25 protein-coding genes and 1 tRNA gene are annotated in these 24,572 nt (G+C 41.8%); 17 read left to right on the top strand and 9 right to left on the bottom strand.

The window, feature by feature from the left end; translation table 11 throughout:
* Window positions 1-4: 4 nt before the first annotated feature.
* Window positions 5-910: a type IX secretion system ring subunit PorN/GldN gene (porN, locus tag EOD41_RS06325; RefSeq protein ID WP_240663214.1), complete on the top strand. Its 906-nt coding sequence runs from the start codon at window positions 5-7 to the stop codon at window positions 908-910.
* 41 nt (window positions 911-951) lie between these two features.
* Here porN and uvrC read toward each other — a convergent pair whose 3' ends face one another.
* From uvrC to porW, 3 genes are all read right to left on the bottom strand, one after another.
* The gene (gene uvrC, locus EOD41_RS06330) at window positions 952-2,778 is read right to left on the bottom strand and encodes an excinuclease ABC subunit UvrC (protein ID WP_127703953.1); all 1,827 of its coding nucleotides are present in this window, start codon (window positions 2,776-2,778) and stop codon (window positions 952-954) included.
* A gap of 164 nt (window positions 2,779-2,942) precedes the next feature.
* Entirely contained in the window at window positions 2,943-5,177 is a 2,235-nt protein-coding gene (locus tag EOD41_RS06335) for a penicillin-binding protein 1A (protein WP_127703954.1), read from the bottom strand.
* A gap of 2 nt (window positions 5,178-5,179) precedes the next feature.
* Window positions 5,180-7,990: a type IX secretion system periplasmic lipoprotein PorW/SprE gene (gene porW, locus EOD41_RS06340; RefSeq protein ID WP_127703955.1), complete on the bottom strand. Its 2,811-nt coding sequence runs from the start codon at window positions 7,988-7,990 to the stop codon at window positions 5,180-5,182.
* 66 nt (window positions 7,991-8,056) lie between these two features.
* Here porW and EOD41_RS06345 point away from each other — a divergent pair, with 66 nt between their 5' ends.
* The 14 genes from EOD41_RS06345 to EOD41_RS06410 all read left to right on the top strand — a co-directional run bounded on the left by EOD41_RS06345 (window position 8,057) and on the right by EOD41_RS06410 (window position 18,705).
* Window positions 8,057-8,287: an AtpZ/AtpI family protein gene (locus EOD41_RS06345; protein WP_127703956.1), complete on the top strand. Its 231-nt coding sequence runs from the start codon at window positions 8,057-8,059 to the stop codon at window positions 8,285-8,287.
* A 2-nt stretch (window positions 8,288-8,289) separates the two neighbouring features.
* On the top strand, window positions 8,290-8,664 hold the full coding sequence (locus tag EOD41_RS06350; RefSeq protein WP_127703957.1) for a hypothetical protein: 375 nt from the start codon (window positions 8,290-8,292) through the stop codon (window positions 8,662-8,664).
* A gap of 20 nt (window positions 8,665-8,684) precedes the next feature.
* On the top strand, window positions 8,685-9,764 hold the full coding sequence (gene atpB / locus EOD41_RS06355) for a F0F1 ATP synthase subunit A (protein ID WP_127703958.1): 1,080 nt from the start codon (window positions 8,685-8,687) through the stop codon (window positions 9,762-9,764).
* A 46-nt stretch (window positions 9,765-9,810) separates the two neighbouring features.
* Entirely contained in the window at window positions 9,811-10,020 is a 210-nt protein-coding gene (gene atpE, locus EOD41_RS06360) for an ATP synthase F0 subunit C (RefSeq protein WP_127703959.1), read from the top strand.
* Between the two features lie 94 nt (window positions 10,021-10,114).
* Window positions 10,115-10,609 carry a F0F1 ATP synthase subunit B gene (locus EOD41_RS06365; RefSeq protein ID WP_127703960.1) on the top strand — a complete coding sequence of 165 codons (495 nt, stop codon included), beginning with the start codon at window positions 10,115-10,117 and terminating at the stop codon, window positions 10,607-10,609.
* Window positions 10,610-10,697: 88 nt separating this feature from the next.
* The gene (gene atpH / locus EOD41_RS06370) at window positions 10,698-11,249 is read left to right on the top strand and encodes an ATP synthase F1 subunit delta (RefSeq protein ID WP_127703961.1); all 552 of its coding nucleotides are present in this window, start codon (window positions 10,698-10,700) and stop codon (window positions 11,247-11,249) included.
* Window positions 11,250-11,282: 33 nt separating this feature from the next.
* Window positions 11,283-12,857 carry a F0F1 ATP synthase subunit alpha gene (atpA, locus tag EOD41_RS06375; RefSeq protein ID WP_127703962.1) on the top strand — a complete coding sequence of 525 codons (1,575 nt, stop codon included), beginning with the start codon at window positions 11,283-11,285 and terminating at the stop codon, window positions 12,855-12,857.
* A 116-nt stretch (window positions 12,858-12,973) separates the two neighbouring features.
* The gene (atpG, locus tag EOD41_RS06380) at window positions 12,974-13,858 is read left to right on the top strand and encodes an ATP synthase F1 subunit gamma (protein WP_127703963.1); all 885 of its coding nucleotides are present in this window, start codon (window positions 12,974-12,976) and stop codon (window positions 13,856-13,858) included.
* Window positions 13,859-14,006: 148 nt separating this feature from the next.
* Entirely contained in the window at window positions 14,007-14,876 is an 870-nt protein-coding gene (locus tag EOD41_RS06385; RefSeq protein ID WP_127703964.1) for a DUF4349 domain-containing protein, read from the top strand.
* A 73-nt stretch (window positions 14,877-14,949) separates the two neighbouring features.
* Window positions 14,950-15,510 carry an RNA polymerase sigma factor gene (locus EOD41_RS06390; protein ID WP_127703965.1) on the top strand — a complete coding sequence of 187 codons (561 nt, stop codon included), beginning with the start codon at window positions 14,950-14,952 and terminating at the stop codon, window positions 15,508-15,510.
* Window positions 15,507-16,067 (top strand): hypothetical protein, encoded by a 561-nt coding sequence (locus tag EOD41_RS06395; RefSeq protein WP_127703966.1) that lies wholly within the window; start codon window positions 15,507-15,509, stop codon window positions 16,065-16,067. The genes EOD41_RS06390 and EOD41_RS06395 overlap by 4 nt, the downstream gene beginning before the upstream one ends.
* Window positions 16,048-17,337: a hypothetical protein gene (locus EOD41_RS06400; protein WP_127703967.1), complete on the top strand. Its 1,290-nt coding sequence runs from the start codon at window positions 16,048-16,050 to the stop codon at window positions 17,335-17,337. Before EOD41_RS06395 ends, EOD41_RS06400 begins: the two co-directional genes overlap by 20 nt.
* A gap of 307 nt (window positions 17,338-17,644) precedes the next feature.
* A complete protein-coding gene (locus tag EOD41_RS06405; protein ID WP_127703968.1) occupies window positions 17,645-17,851 on the top strand; it encodes a hypothetical protein in 207 nt (68 codons plus the stop codon).
* Window positions 17,852-17,940: 89 nt separating this feature from the next.
* Window positions 17,941-18,705, top strand: coding sequence for a TerC family protein (locus EOD41_RS06410; RefSeq protein WP_127703969.1), 765 nt, complete (start codon window positions 17,941-17,943; stop codon window positions 18,703-18,705).
* 10 nt (window positions 18,706-18,715) lie between these two features.
* Here the strand turns inward: EOD41_RS06410 and EOD41_RS06415 are convergent, their stop codons facing one another.
* Window positions 18,716-18,973, bottom strand: coding sequence for a hypothetical protein (locus tag EOD41_RS06415; protein WP_127703970.1), 258 nt, complete (start codon window positions 18,971-18,973; stop codon window positions 18,716-18,718).
* Between the two features lie 389 nt (window positions 18,974-19,362).
* Window positions 19,363-19,436, bottom strand: a tRNA-Asn gene (locus tag EOD41_RS06420).
* An 86-nt stretch (window positions 19,437-19,522) separates the two neighbouring features.
* On the opposite strand from EOD41_RS06420, the gene EOD41_RS06425 reads away from it, so the two are divergent.
* Window positions 19,523-20,437: a PfkB family carbohydrate kinase gene (locus EOD41_RS06425; RefSeq protein ID WP_127703971.1), complete on the top strand. Its 915-nt coding sequence runs from the start codon at window positions 19,523-19,525 to the stop codon at window positions 20,435-20,437.
* Between the two features lie 171 nt (window positions 20,438-20,608).
* Here the strand turns inward: EOD41_RS06425 and EOD41_RS06430 are convergent, their stop codons facing one another.
* From EOD41_RS06430 to EOD41_RS06445, 4 genes are read right to left on the bottom strand one after another with little or no spacing between them, the layout of a single operon-like run.
* Window positions 20,609-20,845, bottom strand: coding sequence for a cytochrome b5 domain-containing protein (locus EOD41_RS06430; protein ID WP_127703972.1), 237 nt, complete (start codon window positions 20,843-20,845; stop codon window positions 20,609-20,611).
* Window positions 20,846-21,523, bottom strand: a complete 678-nt coding sequence (locus EOD41_RS06435; protein WP_127703973.1) for a lycopene cyclase domain-containing protein — start codon at window positions 21,521-21,523, stop codon at window positions 20,846-20,848.
* Entirely contained in the window at window positions 21,520-22,053 is a 534-nt protein-coding gene (locus EOD41_RS06440; RefSeq protein WP_127703974.1) for a hypothetical protein, read from the bottom strand. The genes EOD41_RS06435 and EOD41_RS06440 overlap by 4 nt, the downstream gene beginning before the upstream one ends.
* On the bottom strand, window positions 22,054-22,905 hold the full coding sequence (locus EOD41_RS06445) for a phytoene/squalene synthase family protein (protein ID WP_127703975.1): 852 nt from the start codon (window positions 22,903-22,905) through the stop codon (window positions 22,054-22,056).
* 57 nt (window positions 22,906-22,962) lie between these two features.
* On the opposite strand from EOD41_RS06445, the gene EOD41_RS06450 reads away from it, so the two are divergent.
* Window positions 22,963-24,465, top strand: coding sequence for a phytoene desaturase family protein (locus EOD41_RS06450; RefSeq protein ID WP_240663217.1), 1,503 nt, complete (start codon window positions 22,963-22,965; stop codon window positions 24,463-24,465).
* Window positions 24,466-24,572: the final 107 nt, after the last annotated feature.

Here is a 24,572-nt window from a genome sequence, read left to right on the forward strand (position 1 = left end):
AGTTATGAAAAAAGGAATTTTAGCTTTTGCGTTTAGTTTAGCCGGTATGGCTGCTTTTGCGCAAAACACATCAATGGCGCCTGATAATAATGCGGCCAACACCGCCCATGCTGCCGACAGCATTGCAAAGGGTTACGACAGGCCTATTGATGGCGCATATGAAAAATCGAGCTTTGTAGCGCATACTGTTACGCCGTATCATCATTTACGTGAGGCTGATGTGGTATTCGCTAAACGTGTGTGGCGTGAAATTGACGTGCGCGAAAAAATGAACCAGTACCTGGCTTCACCAAAGTCAAGGCTGATTGACGCTTTATTAAGCGCTATTGACGCAGGCGAGTTAACCGCTTACGATCCGACACCAAATCCTGCAAAGAATGATCCTAACGGGGATAGCTTTTCAACGCCAATGACTGGTGCACAGGCACGTGCACGCATGGCCGACAGTGCCGTGGTTGATCAATTTGACGCGGAAGGTAATAAGATTGGTTCACGCCTGCAGGCAGGTGAATTTAACGCAGATAGTGTTGTGAAATTCCGCATCAAAGAAGATTGGGTATTTGACAGACAGCGTTCGGTTTTTGAACCACGTATCATAGGTATCGCTCCGTTAATTAAGTTTAACGTAGAGGGTTTGGAAATGGATTATCAGCCTGCATTTTGGGTGTACTTTCCCGAAGCACGTCAGGTATTAGCTACCAAAGAAGCCATTAGCCGCAATAATGATGCTACCGGTTTAAGCTTTGACGACGTATTTTTGAAAAGACTTTTTAGCAGCTATATCGTTAAGGTATCTAATGATAAGGACGAGCGTATTAAGGATTACGCTCAGGGCATTGATAAGCTCTATGAGTCGGAAAGGGTGAAAAAATCCCTTATGGACTGGGAGCTCAGTTTGTGGCAATATTAACCAACTATAACTAAAACGCCCTGCATATTGCGGGGCGTTTTTTATAATACAGCTTCTTTGAGTTCAGTATCTTCTTTATTGAAGTAGCCAATAATAGCTTTCGCCTGTTTGGCGTTCACCACTTCAAGTAATTCCTCTACGGTAGCTTCGCGTATCTTCTTTACTGATTTAAAATATTTCAGCAGCTTTTCGGCAGTGGTTTTACCTATGCCTTCTATCAGCTCAAGTTCGGTTGCCAGGGTGCCCTTGTCGCGCTTTTTACGGTGGAACGTAATGCCAAAACGGTGCGCCTCATCACGCAAGTGTTGTATAACCTTTAACGTTTCCGATTTCTTATCCAGGTACATCGGGTACTGGTCGCCGGGATAGTAAAGCTCTTCCAGCCGTTTGGCAATGCCAATCACGGTTACCTGCTTTTCAATACCCAATAATTTCAGGCTTTTCATGGCTGAAGATAACTGGCCTTTGCCACCGTCAATAACAATAAGCTGCGGCAGCTCATTGCCTTCATCAAGCATGCGGCGATAGCGGCGGTGTACTGCTTCTTCCATTGTAGCGAAGTCGTTCGGCCCTTCAACAGTTTTCACGTTGAAGTGGCGGTAGTCTTTTTTCGACGGCTTGGCATCTTTAAACACCACAATAGACGACACCGGGTATTTACCTTGAAAATTGGAGTTATCAAAACACTCAATGTGTCGTGGTAGCTGGTTCATCCGCAGGTCTTTCATCATCTGCGTAAGTAGGCGCTCGGTACGTACCTCGGGGTTCAGTTTTTCGTATTGATCAATTCTTTCCTTTTTGAAAAATTGGACGTTTTTCTGCGACAGATCAAGCAGCTTTCTTTTTTCGCCAAGTTTGGGTACAGTAAACCTTATGGCCTGATCGTCAAGGTCTATCTCAAACGGTACGATGATCTCTTTCGACTTGCTTTGATAGCGGTTCCTGAACTCTGAAATAGCCAGCGTGAGTAGTTCTTCATCACTTTCATCCAATCGTTTTTTCAACTCAATAGTTTGCGTTTGAATGATGGTACCATTCATTACCTTCAGGTAATTTACAAAGGCGTATTTTTCTTCCGATGCGATGCTGAACACATCCACATCAGTTATAGATGAGTTTACTACCGTTGATTTGCTTTGATAACGATCAAGCAGATCGAACTTACGTTTAAGGCGATGCGCCTGTTCAAAGTTCATGTCCGCCACGGCCTTGTCCATTTCCGCTTTCAGTGACCGTATCACCGCTCCTGTACGACCGTTCAAAATATCCTGTATCTCACGGATATTATCATTATAATCATCCTCTGTTTGAAAATTCTGGCAAGGGCCTTTGCAGTTGCCCAACTGGTACTCAAGGCATACCTTAAACTTACCTTTGTCGATATTTTCGCGGGTAAGCGCAAGGTTGCAAGTGCGCAGCGGATACGTTTCTTTTATCAGTTCGAGAATGGTATGCATCATACTTACCGACGCATAGGGCCCAAGATACTTCGAACCATCACGCACAATGCGGCGCGTCCAGTAGATACGAGGGAAGTTTTCGTTTTTAATAATGATCCATGGGTAGGTCTTGTCGTCCTTCAGCTCGATATTGTAACGCGGCTGGTGCTTTTTTATCATGCTGTTTTCCAGCAGCCATGCGTCAACCTCTGTATCAACAATAGTGAAGGTGATGTTATGGATCTTTGATACCAGCACACGCGTTTTACCATTAACCCCGGTGTCTTTATTAAAGTAAGAGGCTACACGATTACGCAGGTCTTTAGCCTTGCCAATGTACATTAGCTGGTTATCGGCATCCCAAAACTGGTATACCCCCGGCCTGTGCGGAATATTTTTTAATGCTGCCCTATGATCAAATCGCTCCATTAGCCCCCTAAACTCCAGCCCTAACCCCCTAAAGGGAGATAGAAAAGATATTGGTTATATGTTAAACGTAAAACTTAATGTTTGTTGCAAAAATACAAAAACGCCATTATTTATGTTTCAACATAATAATGGCGTTAAAGTTCCCTCTTCAGGAGGGTAAGAGATTAAAACTCCAGTTTTTCGTCAACCTCGTTGCTATCTTGCTGCTGCTGGTTATAGGCGCCGCAATCAAGCGTAACGTTTACGCCAGATTGTGGCGGATCAAAATCAACATTCTGCTTAATACCAAGCGCCGCATTAGCATACACTTTTTTCATATACAGAGCGAAAACAGGCAACGCTGTATTAGCACCTTCACCAAGATTGGTTGAGCGGAAGTGTATATCACGGTCTTCGCAGCCTGTCCAAACTCCGGTAACCAATTGTGGTGTTATACCTATAAACCAACCATCAGAATTTGACTGTGTGGTGCCCGTTTTGCCGCCGATAGGATTGTACAATTTGTATTTATAACGCAAACGATAGCCTGTGCCTTCATCAACTACCGATTTAAGCATGGATGTCATGACATACGCGGTTTGATCATTAAGCGCCTGTACTACGCGTGGCTTATGCTCATACAATACGTTGCCGTTTTTATCCTCGATACGCAACAGATAAGTAGGCTCTGTCCACACGCCATGGTTTACAAATGCTGAATAAGCGCCTGTCATATCATAAACCGAAGCGTTGAATGTACCCAAACATATTGAAGGATACGGGCCGATATCGGGGCTGTTTACACCCATTTTCTTAATTAATTCCATTACCGGCAATGGCTTAACCTCATTCATTACATAAGCGGTGATGTAGTTTTGTGAGTTGGCCAATGCCTTACGCAGCGTAAGCACTCCAGGAATAGTACCGGTTGAACGCGGTGTCCATGGCTCGCCGTAGCCGGTTATTGTTACGGGCACGTTAGCTACCTCCATACATGGTGAAATGCCCTGATCCATGGCCACTGCATAAGTAAATGGCTTGGCAGTTGAACCCACTTGACGGGTACCGGTTTTAACCTGATCATATTTAAAATGCTCGAAGTTAGTACCGCCAACCCATGCTTTTACATAACCGGTTGTTGGATCCATGCTCATCAGCGCATTGCGCAGCATTAGTTTGTGATATACTATCGAATCGATAGGTTTCATCAGTGTATCAATATCTCCCTTCCATGTAAAAAGGGTCATTTTAGCAGGCGTGTTAAAATCTTCTTTAATCTCTTCCTCGCTTTTACCAGCCTCTTTCAATGCCTTGTACCTGTCACTGCGGTGCATGCCCTGCGTTAACAATAATTGAAATGTTGGTATACTTTTCCAAAGGCTGCGGCCACGCCAGTGCGCGTTAAACTCCGCCTGAAGCTGGCGCATATATTCTTTCTGCGCTTCTTCAGCATAGCGCTGCATGGTAGCATCAATTGTGGTATATATTTTTAAGCCGTCGCGGTCAAGGTCATACGGCACATCGCCTTCCTTATATATTGATTTTTCTACAAACAGCTTTTGCACCTCGCGCTTTAGTACAGCCCTGAAATACGGCGCTGAACCTTCGTTATGATTTATGCGGTGAAAATCCAAACCAAGCGGTTTAAGTTTTAACTCGTCGGCCTGGCCATCGCTTAAATAATGCTCTTCAGCCATGCGGCGAAGCACCAGGTTACGGCGGTTGGTAGCATTTTCGGGGTGATTAATAGGGTTGTATATACCTGGACCGTTCACCATGCCTACCAGCAAAGCTGCCTGATCGGGTGTAAGTTTATCAGGTGTGGTATTAAAGTAAGTAAGTGATGCCGATTTTATACCATATACATTATATGCGCCGAAATCAACGGTGTTAAGGTACATGGTGATGATCTCTTCTTTAGTATAATGTCGTTCGATTTTAACCGCGGTAATCCATTCCTGTAATTTTTGAATAATACGCTTAAATGGATTGCGTGCACGCTCAGAAAACAGGTTAAGCGCCAGCTGCTGGGTAATGGTACTACCGCCTTGTTTTTTACCCACCAGGTTGTAAAATATGATGGTAAAAGTACGCTTGAAGTCGATACCTGAATGCTCTATAAAACGGCTATCCTCAGTAGCGATAAGAGCGTTGATAACGTATGGCGATATTTCTTTATAAGTAACGTTAGAGCGGTTTTGCACAAAGTAGGTACCCAGCGTTTGTTTGTCGGACGAGTATACTACCGATGCCAGATTGCTTTTCGGGTTCTCCAAATCTCTGAAAGATGGCAGTTGCCCGAACAAGCCGAAGGCCGTACACAGCAACATTAAAATAACGAACGAAAAGCCGGCAATAACAAAGCGCCAGATATACCAATTATATCTTTTTATTTCTTGTGGTGATAATTTTATAATCATGATTAAAAAGTATCCTGGTAGTATTCAATATAACTATCCAGCATTTTTTTGTCGGCTAATTTATCCAGATTTTGCTGTGTTATGATAAAGAAACTGTATTTATCTTTTGGCACCTTCATTATTTCAGGCATTAGCGGGATAATTGCACGTGCATAAGCTTTAGCATCTTCAACATTATTAAAACGACCTACATATATCAGCTGGTTCTGCCCGGCCGGCTTAAGCTGGTGCCTGATATTTACTCCCTGATATCTTGTCCGGTTAAATTGCCCTATACCAAAACGTGAAGAAGCCAGATTAGTTGTAAGCGAAGCTACATTTACTACAAAGTAATAGTTGGCATTATCGCTTTCGTTGAATTGATAAACCTTTTTCGGTTTTTCTGCAGGAGCATTTATGGCTGCACTGTCGGTAACCGCAGTTTCGGCTTTAGTAATAACCGGCGCTTCAGGCTTTTTATCTTCGGTTTTAGGCTGTGGCTTTGCTTCTTCTTTTTTCGGTTTTTCAACTTTCTTATCGGCAACCGTAGCAAAGTTTGATACCATCGGACCTACGGAATCTACCCTAAACGGAATATAATCAGGGTCACTGTCTAAAATAGCGAACCGGCGTAAAGCCATTTCCGGGTAGTTGTTGTCGATATATTGCAGGTGCTGATTAACCAACGGAGTAACCAACTGATCATTTTGATAAGTAGATGCGATGCTTATCAAATCAGTTTTAAGCGGATCTATCTTTACCTGACGACCTTTGGCTAACGCACGCAGGTACAATAACTGAGGCGCCAGTTTATTTTGCGGATACTGTTGCATCAGTACATCCACCTGCTGCATTACCTCAAGATATTTACGCTGTGCATACAGATCATACACCTGATTATAAAGGGCATTAAACTCGGCATCCGCGTCGTTTAAGCGTTTGCCATAATCCGGATCAATAATAACTTTAGCATAAGGTGTATCGGCATAATCTTTCAGCAGCAGATCTTTATAAAAATTAGCTTTCGCCATATCAAACTCGCTGTACAGGCGGAACAGGCTGTAGTATATCGCCGCCTTGTTTGGATTGTTAGGGAAGCGTTTTAAAATCAGCTCGTAGTTGGCAATGGCTTCCTTTTTATCTTCAATAACATCGCGGTAAAAGTTAGCGATATCAAAATAAGCGTTATATATCCGGGTGTTCGATGCGGCCATCAATTCCGGAGTAACCGGAACGTCTCTTAATAACTGCTGCCTGTATTCATCAGTCCCGGTAAACACATTGCTTTGCGGCTGCAGTTTGCCCTGTTGTACATCCGGAGTAATAACCTGTGAGTTGTTAACCGTAAGATTGGTATTGGTGCGCTGGCTGCGGCGCCAGTTATCCTCGAGCCGACGGTTGCCCCATTTTCGTTTAAAGGAGGCAAAGCCTGAACTAACGGCCGCATTGCTGTAAAAATAAAAGCTGCTGCCGGTGGGTGTATTTGGTTGTGGGTTGCTCACGTTATTAATGTCAAGCGGAGCTACTGCATTCACAGTCTCGTTTGCAGTTTGCTGTTGCTGCCTTTGTACGGCATTGCGTTTCACCAGTTCATCAATACGCGCCGTACGTGCTGTTTCATCAAGACCGGCCAGCATTTGCAGCGTATCTTCACGGGCAATAATGGCTAAGTTTTCAGTAAGTAGTTGCAGGTTATCGGTCTTTTTTTTAATGGCATTATAACCGGGGTAAGCAGCCGAAAGATTAAGAAGCGTACTATCGTAATAATTTTTAGCGCTTACATAATCGGCTTTGTTCTTAAAATAAATATCAGCCTGCCGTAAGTATGATAAACCTTTTTGGTTTAGATTTTTTGTGCTGAACTGTGTAGACAGCTTGTAGTTTTCGAGTGCCTTATCAATATTACCTTCGGCATAATATATCTGCGCTATCTGGTAATAGATCTGGTCGGTAAACTCTTCGTTGTTTTGATTACGCAGCAAACTTTTCAACCGGTCAACACGACTGATCTTTACACCATCGCGCATATCTTCAATACGTATTCGATTTAAATCGGCATTAAAAGCCATTTCGAAAACGGCGTTGCTGCGCACAATTCGTGTATAGCTGGCCATAGCTTCGGTCGGTTTCCCGTTCATTTCCTGCAGCTGACCTAAAATAAACGTCCAGCGCAACCGCTGCTTTGAGTTGTTCGCATATTTAATAGCCTGTTTAGCCATTTCCTCAGCAGCTACATATTCCTGCTGATTAATATCATATTGCAACCTGGTAGCATATATATCAGCAGTAATATCATCTTTAGGGTTGATACTTTGTATAGCAAGGTTAAGCGTTGAATCAGCTTCCGGATATTGATTAAGCTGCATCAGTGTCCGTGCTTTCCATACACGGGCTTCCTGCGTAAGCTTCGGTTTTTCGGTGTACGAACGTAGTACATAATTAAAGTATTCAAGCGCGTTAAAGTATTGTTTTTCCAGATAATTAGTTTTGCCCAGCACCAGGTAAGCATCGCCAAGGTATTTGCTTTGTTCTTTAAAGCTGATAATGTATTGCGCTTTTGAGGTAGCGGCTTCAAGGTCTTTATCTTCGCCGGCTATGGCGGCGGTGTCCTGGTAAACGCTTAGCAGTTCAGAGTAATTGTCAATAAATCCGGTGGCATAAGCATCCTGTTTTTCTTTGATGATCTCGCGGGCATTGAACAACACGTTATAATGCGCGGTTAAATTTTGCATACGCCGGTTAAATCCGCTTTTCTTTTCGAGCGAGCAGGCGGTTAACAACAATGCAAAAAATATGAATAACCGGTTAATTATAGAGATGTCTCTGCGTTTCAAAACACTTCAGGTTTATGCTTTGCTAAAATAGGCAATACTATATAATAAAGATCAATAAATTTGCGCATGGCAGAAAATGAACAAAACAATAATGACAGCCCAGGCAGCGGTTTGCAAAGCTATGCCAAGTGGACCGGGCTTGGCATACAAATGATGGTTGTAATTGGCGGCCTGGGATATCTGGGTTACAGAATTGACAAAGCCAATAATCATAACATACAATGGGTTGCCGCCACGCTTGCTCTTGCCGGAGTTTTTATTTCATTATATCTTATTATAAGGGCGACAAAAAGCTAATTATGCTCAAAACACTGCGTTCATTTTTTATATTCACGGTTTGCCTGGCGCTGCCCGCCGTTCTGTTAAGTTACACTGGTAATGATAAATACGTACTTCCGCAGTTTTGGGGTATATTTATATTGCTTGGCGCACTAACGCTTGGCCTTGTTGTAGCGATAGGACTGGTACAAAAACGCCATCCAGAGCTATACGCCCAAACTTTCCTTATCATGACGATTGTAAAGATGCTGATGGCAATGTTGCTGGCCCTTTTAATAGTGCTTAAAACCGACGTTGACAGGCCTGTTTTTATGCTCAATTTCTTTTATATATATTTCTTAAATACCGGCTTTGAAGTTTATGTTTTGTTGCGTAACTTGCGCAACCAAAATTAAAAGTGAAAAACACTCATTTAATGAATTTTAGCCACATTTTGAACTCAAAAAAAATAGCTTTAAGTGTTGTTTTAAGCGTTTTTTTGACTTTTTGTACTTGTAAAACTTTTGCGATACAACATGAAGAGCATGCCGCTGAGGCCGCAGCCGAAACCGAGCATGAAGAAAAATTTGAGCCAAGTGAGGTAATACTTGAGCACATTGCCGATTCGCACTTTTTTCATGTTGGCGGACATATTTCATTCCCGTTGCCGGTTATACTTTATACCGATAAAGGTTTTGAGGTTTTTTCATCTGAAAAGTTTGAACATGGCCACAAAGCGCACCAGGGTAAGTACTATACTTACGCTCTTGTAAAAGATAAAATAAAGGTTGTAGATGCCGAAGGGAAAATAAATGAAGAAGCTAAGGTGTATGATTTTTCAATCACCAAAAACGTGGCTTCAATGTGGCTTTCTATCGTGTTGCTGCTGGTGATTTTCTTCAGCGTTGCTTCGGCATACAAAAAACGTGAAGGCAAGGCGCCAAAAGGTTTACAATCATTCATTGAGCCGCTTATAGTTTTTGTTCGTGACGATATTGCACGCCCGAACATTGGCCGCAGGTACAACAGCTTTATGCCGTTGCTGCTTACCATCTTCTTCTTTATATGGATAAATAACCTGATTGGTTTGGTGCCTTTCTTTCCGGGGGGGTCAAACCTTACCGGTAATATCGCGGTAACATTTGTACTGGCGGTAATTACATTAATAGTAACCAACATAAACGGCAATAAATACTACTGGAAACACATCTTTTTACCTGACGTGCCATTCTGGCTGTATCCAATTATGTGGCCGGTTGAGCTGGTTGGCGTAATTTCAAAGCCTTTCGCGTTAATGATTCGTTTGTTCGCAAACATTACCGCTGGCCACATTATCGTGTTGAGCCTTATATCACTGATATTCGTGTTCAAAAGCGCTTATGTATCGCTTGTTTCGGTGCCGTTCGTGGTATTTATGGATGTACTTGAGTTACTTGTAGCGGCGCTGCAGGCCTTTATCTTTACACTGCTTACTGCCTTGTTTATAGGTACTGCTGTTGAAGAGCATCATCACTAATTGTAAATAACTATATACACATATATTAACTTTTAAATTTAAAACAATGATTGGAAGTATTGCTGCATTAGGTGCAGGTTTAGCAGTAATCGGTGCCGGTATCGGTATCGGTCAGGTAGGTGGAAAAGCCATGGAAGGTATTTCACGTCAACCAGAAGCTGCAGGCAAAATCCAAACTGCGATGATCATTGCTGCCGCTCTTATCGAGGGTGCTGCTCTGTTCGGTGTGGTTGTATCATTCCTGGGCTTAAAATAATTTAACCCCACGACAAAATTATAACCGTATTTGCGGCGGTTGGCGGCAGATACGGTTATTTTAAATTGTAGTTATTAAAAATTAATTATAAAAAATGGAATTAGTTACTCCTGAAATTGGTTTGGTGTTTTGGACCACAGTATCATTTCTGATACTTTTCTTCCTGCTGGCAAAATTTGCCTGGAAACCAATTATGAAGGCGATTGATGAGCGCGAACGTTCAATTGAAGATGCTTTGTTAAAAGCTGACGCCGCTAAAGAAGAAATGTCTCGTCTTACTAACGAGAACGAAGCCTTATTAAAACAAGCCCGTGCAGAGCGTGACCAAATATTAGCCGAAGCCCGCAAGCTTAAAGAGCAGATAGTTGCTGAAGCAAGAACAACCGCGCAAACTGAAGGTGCGCGTATGCTTGAACTTGCACGTATCGAGATCAACAACCAGAAAGCGCTTGCTTTAACCGATGTTAAAAATCAGGTTGCAGCATTGTCGCTTGAAATAGCTGAGAAAGTATTACGTAAAGAGTTTGAAGACGGCAGCAAACAAGATGCTCTTGTTGCAGATCTGTTGAAAGAAGTAAAATTGAAATAAGTAATTTCGAATGTCGAATTTTCAATTTCGGATTTAAACCGAGGCTGAACAAATTCGAAATCGAACATCCGAAATCCGAAGTAAAAGAATGTCAGAATTAACTGTTGCATCCAGGTACGCCAAATCACTTATCGATCTTGCTATTGAGCAGAATTCGGTAGAAGCTGTTAAAGCTGATATGGTTGTTTTCCTGAAAATTTTAAGGGAAAATCCTCAGCTTAAAGCTGTTTTAAGTAACCCTATTATTTCGCAAACTAAAAAAACAGCTATAGTTAAAGATGTTTTTGGCAGCAGTGTGAGTAAAGTTACCCTGGCTTTTTTAAATATCATGATTAGCAAAGGTCGTGGCGAAGTAATTTATGCTACTGCTAACGAGCTTATAAACCAGTATAACGCTAAAGAAAATATCATCAAAGCTACTGTTGTAACAGCTACTCCTCTTAATGCAGAGAATAAACAAAAATTTTCTGCTGAAGTACAAGCCGCTACAGGAAGTAGTCAGGTAATACTGGAAACCAGGGTTGACCCAGACTTAATTGGTGGGTTTGTACTTACTGTTGGCGACAGGCAGATTGACACCAGCATTGCCAGCGACCTTAAAAAACTAAAGAAAGAATTTGCCAAAAAGGTAGTTCAATAACAATTTAAAAACATAACTCTAAATAAATAAAAAATGGTAGAGGTAAGACCAGACGAAGTATCAGCCATCCTGCGCCAGCAGCTGGCAGGCTTTAAGTCAGAATCCGAACTGGAAGAAGTTGGTACCGTATTGCAGGTAGGCGACGGTATTGCCCGCGTTTACGGACTAACAAAAGTACAATCGGGCGAATTAGTTGAGTTTGGCACAGGCCTGCAAGGCATTGTGCTTAACCTTGAAGAAGATAATGTGGGTGTGGTATTGTTGGGTTCAACTGAGGGTATTAAAGAAGGTGACACAGTAAAACGTACCGACAAGATCGCTTCGATTAATGTAGGCGAAGGTATGCTTGGCCGTGTTGTTGATACTTTGGGTAACCCTATTGATGGTAAAGGCCCTATCACCGGTAAAACTTATGAAATGCCGCTTGAGCGTAAAGCGCCTGGTGTTATTTATCGTCAGCCGGTAAACGAGCCGCTTCAAACCGGTATCAAAGCTATCGACGCGATGATCCCAATCGGTCGTGGTCAGCGTGAGCTGGTTATTGGCGACCGTCAAACAGGTAAAACTGCGGTTTGTATCGATACCATCATCAACCAAAAAGAATTTTACGAAGCCGGCCAACCGGTTATCTGTATATATGTTGCCTGCGGACAGAAAGCATCAACTGTAGCTAACATTGTGCGTACGCTTGAAGAGAACGGCGCTATGCCATACTCTATAGTAGTTGCCGCTAACGCGTCAGACTCTGCACCAATGCAGTTCTTCGCGCCGTTTGCCGGTGCCGCTATCGGTGAGTACTTCCGTGATACCGGCCGTCCTGCACTGATCATCTATGATGACCTGTCGAAACAAGCGGTTGCTTACCGTGAAGTGTCATTGCTTCTTCGTCGTCCTCCGGGCCGTGAAGCTTATCCTGGTGACGTATTCTACCTGCACAGCCGCCTTCTGGAGCGTGCAGCGAAGATCAACGCCAATGATTCGATCGCTAAAAATATGAATGACCTTCCCCCGTCATTAAAAGATGTGGTAAAAGGCGGTGGTTCATTAACCGCGCTTCCTATCATCGAAACGCAAGCGGGTGACGTATCAGCGTATATCCCAACCAACGTAATCTCAATTACCGATGGTCAGATATTCCTTGAGTCGAACCTGTTCAACGCGGGTGTTCGCCCTGCTATCAACGTAGGTATCTCGGTATCACGTGTGGGTGGTAACGCGCAAATCAAGTCAATGAAAAAAGTTGCCGGTACGCTTAAGCTTGACCAGGCACAATATCGTGAGCTTGAGGCTTTCTCAAAGTTTGGTTCAGACCTTGACGCTTCTACCAAAACCGTACTTGACAAAGGTGCACGTAACGTAGAGATTTTGAAACAAGGTCAGTATTCACCGGTAACTGTTGAAAAACAAGTGGCTATTATTTACGCTGGTACCAAAAACCTGATGCGTAATGTACCGGTAAATAAAATCAGAGAGTTCGAAAACGAATATACCAGCCAGCTTGAACTGCGTCACCCTGAGGTGTTAGCAGCCCTTAAAGCAGGTAAATTTGACGACCAGCTAACCGGCGTACTGGAAACAGTTGCTAAAGAACTGGCAAGCAAATATTAATTAGATGTGCAGATATGCTGATTTGCAAATGTACAGATCAGCATATCGCTTCATCATATATTAACCAGGATGTCGCATTTGCACATCTGCACATTTGAAATTCGCACATTTAACGAATGGCTAATTTAAAAGAAGTAAGAAACAGGATATCATCGGTAAGCTCAACGCAGCAAATCACTAAAGCCATGAAAATGGTTTCGGCGGCAAAGCTGAAAAGGGCAACCAATGCAATTGTACAACTGCGTCCGTATGCTAATAAATTGAAAGATTTGCTGGCAAACCTTTCGGCAAGTTTAGAAGATGGCGCTTCGCCATACCTGCAGGAGCGTGAGCCCGTGCGCGTATTGGTGGTTGTGGTATCATCAAACCGTGGTTTGGCCGGTGCTTTCAACGCTAATGCTATTAAAACGGCTAATACGCTTATTAACGAAAAGTATAGCGAGCAGCTTAAAAATGGCAGTGTATCAATAGTAGCAATCGGTAAAAAAGCGCATGATTTCTTTTCTCGCCGTAAATACAATGTTATTGGCAACAATAATGAGCTTTACCAGGACCTGAATTTTGCCAATACATCGGCTATTACCGAAAGTATTATGAAGGGTTTTGTGAATGGTGATTATGACCGTGTTGAATTGGTGTACAACCACTTCAGGAACGCGGCGGTACAGATACTGATTACAGAACAGTTATTACCTGTGCCAAAAACTGAAACCAAAGAGACGGTACAGACATCGCAAATTGATTACATTCTTGAGCCATCAAAACAAGAAATTGTAGAGCAGCTTATTCCCAAAAATATCAAATTGCAGTTATACCGTGCAGTGCTTGACTCGCATGCATCAGAACACGGTGCACGTATGACAGCGATGGATAAAGCTACCGATAACGCAGGGGAGCTTTTACGCAGCCTGAAATTATCATACAACCAGGCGCGCCAGGCAGCTATTACCACCGAGCTTACCGAGATTGTGAGCGGTGCAGCAGCTTTAGCCGGGGCATAAACAGAACTAAATTCATAAACTTATATTTAAAAGGCTTCCATACGGAGGCCTTTTTTGTTGCGCCTAATGTAACATTCCAATTACTGGTTTTAACGTAAGGTTACCTTTTGCAGCTGTCAGGTATTAACAATAAAGCCAACTTAAAGTAATGAAAATCAAAGCATTAATTGTGCTGCTCTCAGGAGCGGTACTGCTATACTCATGCCGTGGAAATTCCGGTTATAGCACTTTAGAAGACAACACTACCGACACTGCCCTGGTAGCGGCAGACAGTACTGAGTTTGCTCAGGCAAAACTGGTGAAAACTGCCGACCTGACCTTTACTGTAAAGAATGTGGAGCAGGCAGCAGGGCAAATATCAGCATTAGCACGGCAATATCAGGGGTTAGTAACGCACCATCACATGCGGTCCTTCGCGCAAAATACCAAAGTTGTAAGGATAAACCGTGATTCGGTTATGCGGGTAGCCGCTTATAGCACCGAGGCCGATATGACTGTAAAGGTGCCGTCAGAAAAACTGGATGAGTTTATGAATAAGGTAGGCCAAATGGGTACGCATGTAATGGCGCGTAACATGGATATTGAAGATCAGTCGCTTATTTACCTCGAATCGCAATTGAAGCTGAACAGCCGAAAGGAACTGGTAACCCAGCAAAAGAAGGGGCGTATCAAACTAAAAGCGCCGGAAGACGCCCTAATTTTTAAAGATGCATTGGTTGACGAGCAGGTAAACACAAGGCGCATTGACGATGCGGTAAAATACAGTGTGGTTAGTCTTAACTTTTCGCAGAACAATACGGTAATGAAAGAAATCATTGTCAATGATGATGTGTCAGATTACCGTGGGCCGTTTTTTAGCAGGTTAGGATTGGCCATGCAAGCTGGTATTAATTTATTTACTGACGTGATAGTTGGTCTGGCTGATTTCTGGCTGTTTTTACTTGCGGGTATAATAATATGGATATTGGTTGCAAGGTTAACTCGGAAGCATACAGTTTTGCCATTAACAAAACATTAAATATTTTTTCAGCTTGTGTGCAACGTATTAAAATATCCGGTGTCATATAGAACAGAAAGCTTGAATATCACAATTGGAAGCGCTATATATTGACAAGCATTATAACCTGGTGGTTGAGTGTAAGCAGGGCAGTAAAAAGGCCTGTTATGAGTTGTACCGTTTGTATTCTAAGGCGATGCTTAACGTCGCCTTTAGGATAGTGGGCAATATTGCCGAGGCCGAAGACATTCTGCAGGAGTCGTTTTTACACGCTTTCAATAAAATGAGTGATTTCAGGCAGGAAACAACTTTTGGTTTATGGCTGAAACAAATTGTGGTATCGCGCTCTATTAATTTGCTGCGCAAGCGCAAAATGGCATGGGCCGAAGTAGAGGATGTAGAATTAGAAAACATAGCGGATGAGGAAATAGAGGATGATAGTGAACAGCAATATAAAGTAGCGCAGATAAAAGAGGCGATGAAAGAGCTGCCCGAAGGTTACCGAGTGGTAATATCATTATACCTGCTTGAAGGGTATGACCATGAGGAAATAGGGCAAATATTAAATATTAGTGAAAATACCTCGAGAACGCAGTTTTTGAGGGCAAAAAGAAAATTAAGTGAGATTTTAAGCAGGAAAGGAATAACATCATGAGCAAGAGACTGGAAGATTTCATTAAAGCTAACCGCGAGGAGTTTAACGACCTTGAACCCCGCGCTGCCTTATGGGACAGGATAGAAAGGGAATTAGATGTACCGCAGCAGCCAAAAAAGCGCGAGGCCAAAACATTTTCGCTGGGTTTTGTACTAAGGGTGGCGGCCAGCGTAATTATTGTAATGGGCGTATGTTTCGCCGTTTACCTGCAAACAGGAAAAAAACAAGGCGTTGACCTGGCCGAGATAAACCCCGATTACGCTAAACAACAAATGCACTACGCGTCGCTGGTACAAACCAAGCGTACCGAGCTGAAAGAAATGGCCAAAACCGACCCGCAACTTTATAAAGAGTTTAGCAGGGAGATAGCGAAGATGGACTCGGCATATAAAAAACTAACAAACGATATAGCAACCAGCCCTAACCAGGAGCGTGTTCTACGTGCAATGATCCGGAATTTGCAAATACAAACCGAGGTGCTAAATCAGCAACTAAACGTTATCGAACAATTTAATCAGTACAAAAAACAACAACAAAATGAAGTTAAAAATATATAAGGCCACTGCATTGCTTATTGCACTAATCTTTGCAGGGCTATCTGCGTTCGCTCAAACTGCTGTAGCGGTACCAACACCGCCTAAGCCGGCAGCAAAGCCCGATGTGCCTGTTAACGTTCATGTTAACTTAAACAAGCTTAACAACGTAATGGCGTCAATAAATACCAACATTAACAATGCGGTATTAACTAACCTTAATAAAAATATTTATACCAACATCAATAAAAATATAAATAACATTACCAAAGAGCTTGAAATTGGGCTTGATGGTTTAAGCGAATCTTTAAGCGCAATTAATTGCGATATTAATGTTGACATTGATGGTATTGACGCAGCCGCCAACAACGGCGATATGGAGGAACTTACTAAAACGTACAGCAAAAGCTATAGTGCAGATGCTAACGATATGCTGGATATAGATAACCGCTATGGCAAAGTTACTGTGGTTACCTGGAACAAAAACGAGTTTAAGGTTGATGTGCTGATAAAGGTAGCTACCAACAAAGAAGGTGCAGCAAAGAAAATGCTTGATGATGTTACTATTCAAGATGGCAAACAGGGGTCAACCGTATGGTTCAAAACACGTTTTGCGGGTGATCAGGGCAGCGGATCATGGTCGTTTAACGGTAAAAGGTCGGTGCGTATTATGGAAATAAATTATACTATCCATATGCCTGCCAGAAATGCTATAACAGTAAGTAATAAATACGGTACAACTGAACTGCCAAGCTTATATGGCAAAGTAAATGTTACCAATGCCTATGGTAAATTTTACGCAAAGTCGCTTAATAATATAAGTAACAACCTTAATTTAAGTTATACCGATGCGAGTATTGATGAGCTGAAAAGCGGTAACGTCAACTTTTCATACGGCGACCTAAAATTCGGGAAAATAGGCTCAATTGATGCAAACGTTAAATATTCTCCAGTTATCATCAAATACCTTGAAACTTCAGGAGATTTTAATATTAAATACGGAGACGGCTTAAAAATAAACGAATTGGGTACAGGTTTAAAAAGTTTAAATATTAATTCAGCTTACTCAGATGTTGGCATAGCACTTTCTGGAAAAGACAATTTTGAATTTGATGTAACCGTTAGTTATAATAGTTTTAATCATGATAGTGATAAAGTAAAAATAGTAGATAAAACACCTGATAACGGGCCAGGCTATCAACCTACTAAAAATTACAAAGGATACGTAGGTAAAAGTAATTCAGATACTAAAGTAGTCATAAAAAATAGATATCAAGCTGTAAATATCGAATAATTTAAAACTAAATGTAATTTTTTCATACGCAATTCCAGATAAATCGAACTTTTATAATTTAGTGTTTGTCATCCTATTATTATATTAATAGGATGATTTGTATATAAACCTATCCTTATGAAAAGCAGATTTCTAATATGTCTTTATAGATTATTCTCATACTTCTTTTATCATTCCGCTCTTATTGCTTTTATAAATCTTATTCCAAAATCAAAAAATATTGTTGGCCACAGTGAAGATTCCTGTCTTCGGTAACACAGGAAGGGAAGTTGCTAACCCTTAAAAGCGGCAAATAAAAAATTTAAAAATGAAAAAGCTTAATCTAAAAATGGAAGGCATTGGAGAAATGCTGAGCAAAGAGAAAATGAAAAATGTGATAGGTGGGTATGGAGATGCGGCCTGTTATAACACTTGTTTAAATTCTGGTATGTCTGGCTGTGTTAATCCACCTAATGATCCCAATTGGTGCCTCAACTATATAACAACTTACTGTGCCAATTTATGTGGCTTTTAGTCTATCCTTTTATTGTTATTTTAAAAACCCTTGCCCCATGGCAGGGGTTTTGTTATTTTAGACCGAAAAACAAATCATCTGACCCACAAATGGAAATATTAGCCAACCCCGAAACCTGGATATCGCTTATTACCCTTACCGTACTGGAAATTGTATTGGGTATTGATAACATTATTTTTATTTCGATACTGGCTGATAAGCTGCCAAAAGAACAACAGGAAAAAGGCCGCAAGTTAGGGCTTGCCATGGCGTTGATCACCCGTATACTATTGCTGCTGTCAATCACCTGGGTTATGCGGCTTACTGCACCGCTTTTCAATGTATCAGGCCTTATCGGGGTAACCAATCCTGAATGGGTTGAAAAGCTGGCAATATCCGGCCGTGACCTAATATTGCTTATTGGTGGTTTGTTCCTGATATATAAAAGTACACACGAGATACACGGAAAAATTGAAGGCGCTGATGAAGGTAATGAAAACATCAAGCCACACTCCTTTTGGGGCACTATTGTACAAATCATGCTGCTTGATATTGTTTTCTCCTTAGATTCGGTGATTACCGCAGTGGGCATGGCCGACCATGTGGAGATCATGATAGCTGCCGTAGTGATAGCCGTGGGCATTATGCTTTGGGCGTCGGGCGGTATAGCACGCTTTGTAAACAAACACCCAACGGTAAAAATGCTTGCCTTATCATTCCTGCTGCTGATAGGAGTATCGTTGCTGGCCGAGGCGTTTGAGCAGCATATTCCAAAGGGGTATATATATTTTGCCATGGCATTTTCGGTACTTGTAGAAATGCTTAACTTGAAGGTAAAAAGCAAAAGCGCCGCCCGTGAGATAGCTGATAAATAAGTATTATTGATTACTTTACATATTCCCAAAAAACATCAACAACTACCTGCTCCCCATTCAACCTTTGTTCTGAAGCTGAATGCAGCAATAATTGGGTTTTGGAAAGTGTTTGTACATCAAATATTTCTTCGGCCGCATCGGTTTTTTCATCGGCAGCATGTGTTAGAGTAAGCTTTTTTGTAGCATCATCATAAATATATGCATTATAAACAAAGGATTCTCCATTTCCTTCTGGTTGAAGGGTAACCTTTTCATTGTCAATTATCATCTTATATCGTTGAGTACTATCATATGTCATGTACTCTCTGCTCGAGTAAGTAAATTTTAAACTTTGTAGCCTGAAAGTCCACGTACCTTTAAGCATTGATTTTGCACCATTTTGCTTATCTTTTTTACATGAAGCGGTGAATAATAATTAAATAGCTATGGCAGCTAAAATAGATGCGTTTTTTGCAGTTTTATACATATTTTGATAAGGCTTATTATGGCAAAAGTACATATTCTTTCTACCATTTCTACAACTTGTTAAATTTTATGATTGTCCTTTGAAATTGGATGAGTTAGTGATATAAAACTGGTGCAGAATTAAATTTATGATCGGTAAATTTTAATTACAGGACTTGAAATAATAAAGCCACACAGAATGTGTGGCTTTCGCTCCTGAAGCTGGACTCGAACCAGCGACCCTCTGATTAACAGTCAGATGCTCTAACCGGCTGAGCTATTCAGGAGTGTCGGTCTCGATTAGAGTGTGCAAAGGTATAATTTCCCAGTTAATTTCACAATATTTGCGCAGAAAAATTTTAAAAAATATATCATGAGTCTGGTTGTTATCGGCACTGTCGCGTTCGACGCTATTGAAACCCCATTTGGTAAAACCGACAGAATCATCGGAGGTTCAGCGTCTTACGCGGGATTAGCGGCTTCTTATTTGTATAATAAAGTAAAAATAGTAGCTGTTGTAGGCGACGATTTTCCGCAAAGCGATATTGACGATTTTAACAATCACGGCATCGATACAGAAGGCTTGCAGATAAAAAAAGGTGAAAAATCATTTTTCTGGAGCGGTAAGTATCATAACGACATGAACACCCGCGACACCCTGGTAACCGACCTGAACGTGCTTGCCGACTTTGACCCCATTATTCCCGAAAGTTACCAGGACTGCGAATACCTGATGCTTGGCAATCTTACTCCGCAGGTACAGCAAACCGTTATTAAACGGCTGCGTAACCGCCCTAAGCTTATAGTAATGGACACCATGAACTTCTGGATGAACATAGCATGGGATGACCTGATGGATACCCTTAAATTGGTGGATGTATTAACAATAAACGATGAGGAAGCACGCCAGTTATCAGGTGAATTTTCACTGGTTAAAGCTGCCCGTAAGATATTAACCATGGGCCCTAAGTACCTTGTTATAAAAAAAGGAGAACATGGCGTATTATTGTTCGACAACGATTCGGTATTTGCAACGCCCGCTCTGCCATTAGCCGATGTTTTTGACCCAACAGGTGCAGGCGATACCTTTGCCGGAGGTTTTATTGGCTACCTGGCAAAAGTTGGTACTATCAACTTCAACAACATGAAGAACGCCCTGATCTACGGTTCGGCGCTGGCATCATTCTGCGTAGAAAAATTTGGTCCTGAGCGTATAAAAGACCTTACTGAAGAAGATATTAATGCACGTTTAAAGGCATTTGTTGGCTTGTCACGCTTTGATATCTGAGAAAGAGTCAGGAATTAAGAGGATGTTTTTGCCATTCTGAACGATAGTGAAGAATCTATACGGAAACTTGCATAGCTTGTTACAGATGCTTCGCTATCGCTCATCATGACAAAGTTAAATTCGAAATTGCATATTCGAAATCTCTAAAAGTCTTAATTCTAACTCTTGAATCTACACCAATATTCCTACTTTCTGAAACTTTTCAAAAACAGATTCAGTGTGCGGCGCGTCCGGTAATTCGTCAGTAAGGTCTTGCCCGGCCCAGTGCTCATAGTGTTTGCCATTACGCCATAAACGGCTTTCGGTTACATCATAAATCACTCCTTTATAAGCTACCCATATTTGCGGCTTATCCTGCCCGTTACGCAGAGCCAGCTGACTTTTGGTATATTGAGGCAGCTCATCCATTTACTTTGCACTACGCCTTTTAAAATATTCAAAAAAGGCAATGTTCATTACCAGTAGCGCCATCGAGTAAAAATGATCTTCAAAAGGGATAGTACCTACCCTGAACCTGAGATTTTGCATATCATCATATATCACCACAGGCAAAGCGGTTAGTATGCCATTCACAATATAAAACGGGATCAGTGAAACAGCATAGGCCAGGTAAAACCTGCCCAGCCATTCGGCTTTTTCCATAAACTGCAGATACAAAATAATTACAAACAGCAGGCCAAAGGTTATTAAAGCGTATGACCTGTCGTAATAAAGTATCAGTATAAACAGCGAAAGAATAAGCAGCAGGTTTGATATAATGCGTGTAAGACGAATGCTCATATGCCACTTTACATAGTAGTTTAAGCATGCGTAAATAAATATGCAGGCAAACGGCACCGTCAAAAAGAACAAAATTTCTTCAAGCGGAAGCTGCATAAAGGCAACGCCTGTAATATATTTCGGGTTGAACGACCAGATACCTTTAATGGTAAACAATACGTCCCAAAATAAAAACAGCACCCCTGTTATGGCCATACCGGGCCATATAAACTTCCAGCTTTTATAGAACTGCACCCTTTTATCAAACGACAGCACTACCGGGAAGAATATCGTGAGAAAATTTATAAGCAGATAGGTATATTTCACTTTAAGGATGCTAACAGCTTGTTAAGATACTCATTTTCGGCAGCGGTGCAGCGTTTCGAGTCAATTAAGAATTTAACCACCGTTAAGATCATTTCATGGTCTGAAGCGGTATAATTTTTCTTTTTTAACTGGTTAATTATCGCCTTTCTGTCGGCATCCAGGTTTTTGTTAAATCCTAAAAAGCCCGGCACATTATGTTCTACAGAAAAACGCATAAAACGGATCTCAATGTTATCCGGATCTGCCGCTACAGCTTGTCTGTACGTATCTTCAGCCTTATTAAGATATTTAAGTTTAGTGAAGGGATTCCAGGCATGTACAGCCTTTAATGCCTGCAATGTGGCTATATAACCGGTTACAAGGGCTGGCTTGTTTTTTACGGCGTTGAGACTTTTGTAAAGTGAATCGGTAGTTTCACTGCTTTTCAGCGCTACTACAAGTTGCCTGCGGATACTTACCGGATCATGCTGCTGTGCAAAAACGCTTGCATATAAACATATGATTATACAGGTAATAAACCATTTCTGCATTTAAATAGCATTAAGTTTTTGCTGTAGGATGGCCTGGGCATACAGGGCTACTTTACGCCTGTCGGATATACGGATTCGCTTCTGCAAAATATCATCCGCTGGTGTACAGCTTATTTTTTTAAATAATTGCTTGTAATACACATAGGCAATATATACGCCCAATCTGGCCCCAGCAGGCAGTTTTTTTATCCCTTCAAAAGCATCATTAAAATCGCGCTCTATATCAAGTTCTATGTTTTTCTTATCCTGCTCAGTAAAGTTTTTTAGGTCGATCCCGGGGAAATAAACCCGCCCTCGTTCTTCCTTATCAGCCTTTACATCCCGTAAAAAGTTAATTTTTTGGAACGCCGCGCCAAGGCTGCAAGCCATAGGCATTAACGAGCGGTATAACTCATCATCATTTTCGCAAAAAACTTTCAGGCACATTAGTCCTACTACCTCTGCCGAGCCATAAATGTAGGCATGATAAGTCTCCTCGTCATAACTGGTTGCATACAGGTCCATTTCCATGGAAGTGAGGAATGCCTCTATTAATTCGGGATTGATATCATATTTGTTCACTACAGCCTGAAACGCGTGTAGCACCGGGTTAAGGCTCAAGCCCTGCGCTATAGCTTTATATGTTTCGGCTTTGAAATCTGCAATCAGCGTTTCTTTATCATGATTGTGAAAAGTATCTACTATTTCATCTGCACAGCGAACAAACCCGTATATAGCATATATAGGCGCCCTGAACTTTTTACTGAAAGCCTTTATGCCCAAACTAAAAGATGTGCTGTACCTGTTGGCAACAAGCTTGCTGCAATCAAAACAAGTATCATTATAAAGCTGTAAATCTGAAATTTTGGGCATATATGCTCAAAAGTACAAAATAAGGACTGTATTGTTTTTTAACCGACGCCAAACATTTTGATTACTTTAGGCGATATAGTTGTAGTGAACAAAAAACACATCATTGTAATAGGCTCGGGCTTCGCCGGATTATCGGCAGCCTGCTTACTTGTTAAAGAAGGTTATAAGGTAACCATCCTTGAAAAAAACGAGCAGCCCGGTGGCCGTGCCCGGGTTTGGGAGCACAACGGCTTTCGTTTTGACATGGGGCCAAGCTGGTACTGGATGCCAGATGTATTTGAAAATTTTTATGCGCTATTCGGTAAAACTGCCGCCGACTTTTATAATCTGAAACGTCTTGACCCGGGATACCGTGTATATTTTGGTAAAGACGATCTGCTGGATGTACCTGCAGACATGACTGCCCTTGAAGCGTTGTTTGACAGCATTGAACCCGGCAGCAGCAAAGGCTTACGCGAATTTTTAAAACAAGCCGAATACAAATACCGCACAGGCATGGGCGAATATGTATTTCGTCCGTCACATAGCATAACCGAATATTTTGATTTCAACCTCATAAAAAAGAGCTTCGGCATACAGTTGCTTACCAGCATGAGCAAGCATGTGCGCAAGTACTTTAAAAGCCCGAAGCTGATAAAGCTGCTGGAGTTCCCGGTGCTGTTTTTAGGTGCTACACCGCAGAATACTCCGGCCATGTACAGTATGATGAATTATGCTGATTTAGTGCTGGGTACCTGGTACCCTATGGGTGGCATGAACGAGATTGTCAAAGCTATGGTGAAGACTGCTGAAGGTTTAGGTGTTGATATCAGGCTGAATACCGAAGTTACAAAACTGGATGTGCAAAACGGCAAAGTAAGCCAAGTAATTACCGGCAATGGCGATTTTACCGCCGACTTTGTTATTGCCGGCGCCGATTATGAGCATGTTGACCAACATCTGTTAGAAAGGCCCTATCGCAACTATGATGAAAAGTACTGGGACAAGCGTACTATGTCGCCATCAAGTTTGCTGTTTTATATCGGCATCAATAAAAAGCTAAGCAACATTCAGCACCATAATTTATTTTTTGATGAGGATTTTGAGCAGCACGCACATGAAATATATACCGAGCCGCAGTGGCCATCCAAGCCATTATTTTATGCCTCTTGCCCGTCAAAAACAGATAGCTCTGTTGCGCCCGAAGGTTGTGAGAATATGTTCTTTTTAATTCCGCTGGCACCGGGACTGGAAGACAGCGAGGCCATGCGCGAGAGGTATTTCAACATTATCCTTAACCGTTTTGAACATATCTCCGGCGAAACTATTCGCGACAGCATTGTAGTAAAACGCAGCTACGCCATGCAGGACTTTAAAAACGATTATCACTCTTATAAAGGTAATGCTTACGGCCTGGCCAATACGCTCATGCAAACCGCCTTTTTAAAACCGGCAATGCGGGCTAAGCATATCAAGAACCTGCTTTATACCGGTCAGCTAACCGTTCCCGGCCCGGGCGTGCCGCCGGCTATTATTTCGGGACAGGTGGTGGCTAAGGAGGCGATGAAGATGATAGAGTAAAGAGTCTTATTTTCTTCGCTGTCATTTCGACGAGATACGAGGAGAAATCTTCTGAAAGAGGTCTGAACAGAGTAAGTACATGTTGCAGAAGATTTCTCTACGATCGA

This window comes from Mucilaginibacter limnophilus, from assembly GCF_004005815.1.
Classification (GTDB): Bacteria; Bacteroidota; Bacteroidia; order Sphingobacteriales; family Sphingobacteriaceae; genus Mucilaginibacter; species Mucilaginibacter limnophilus.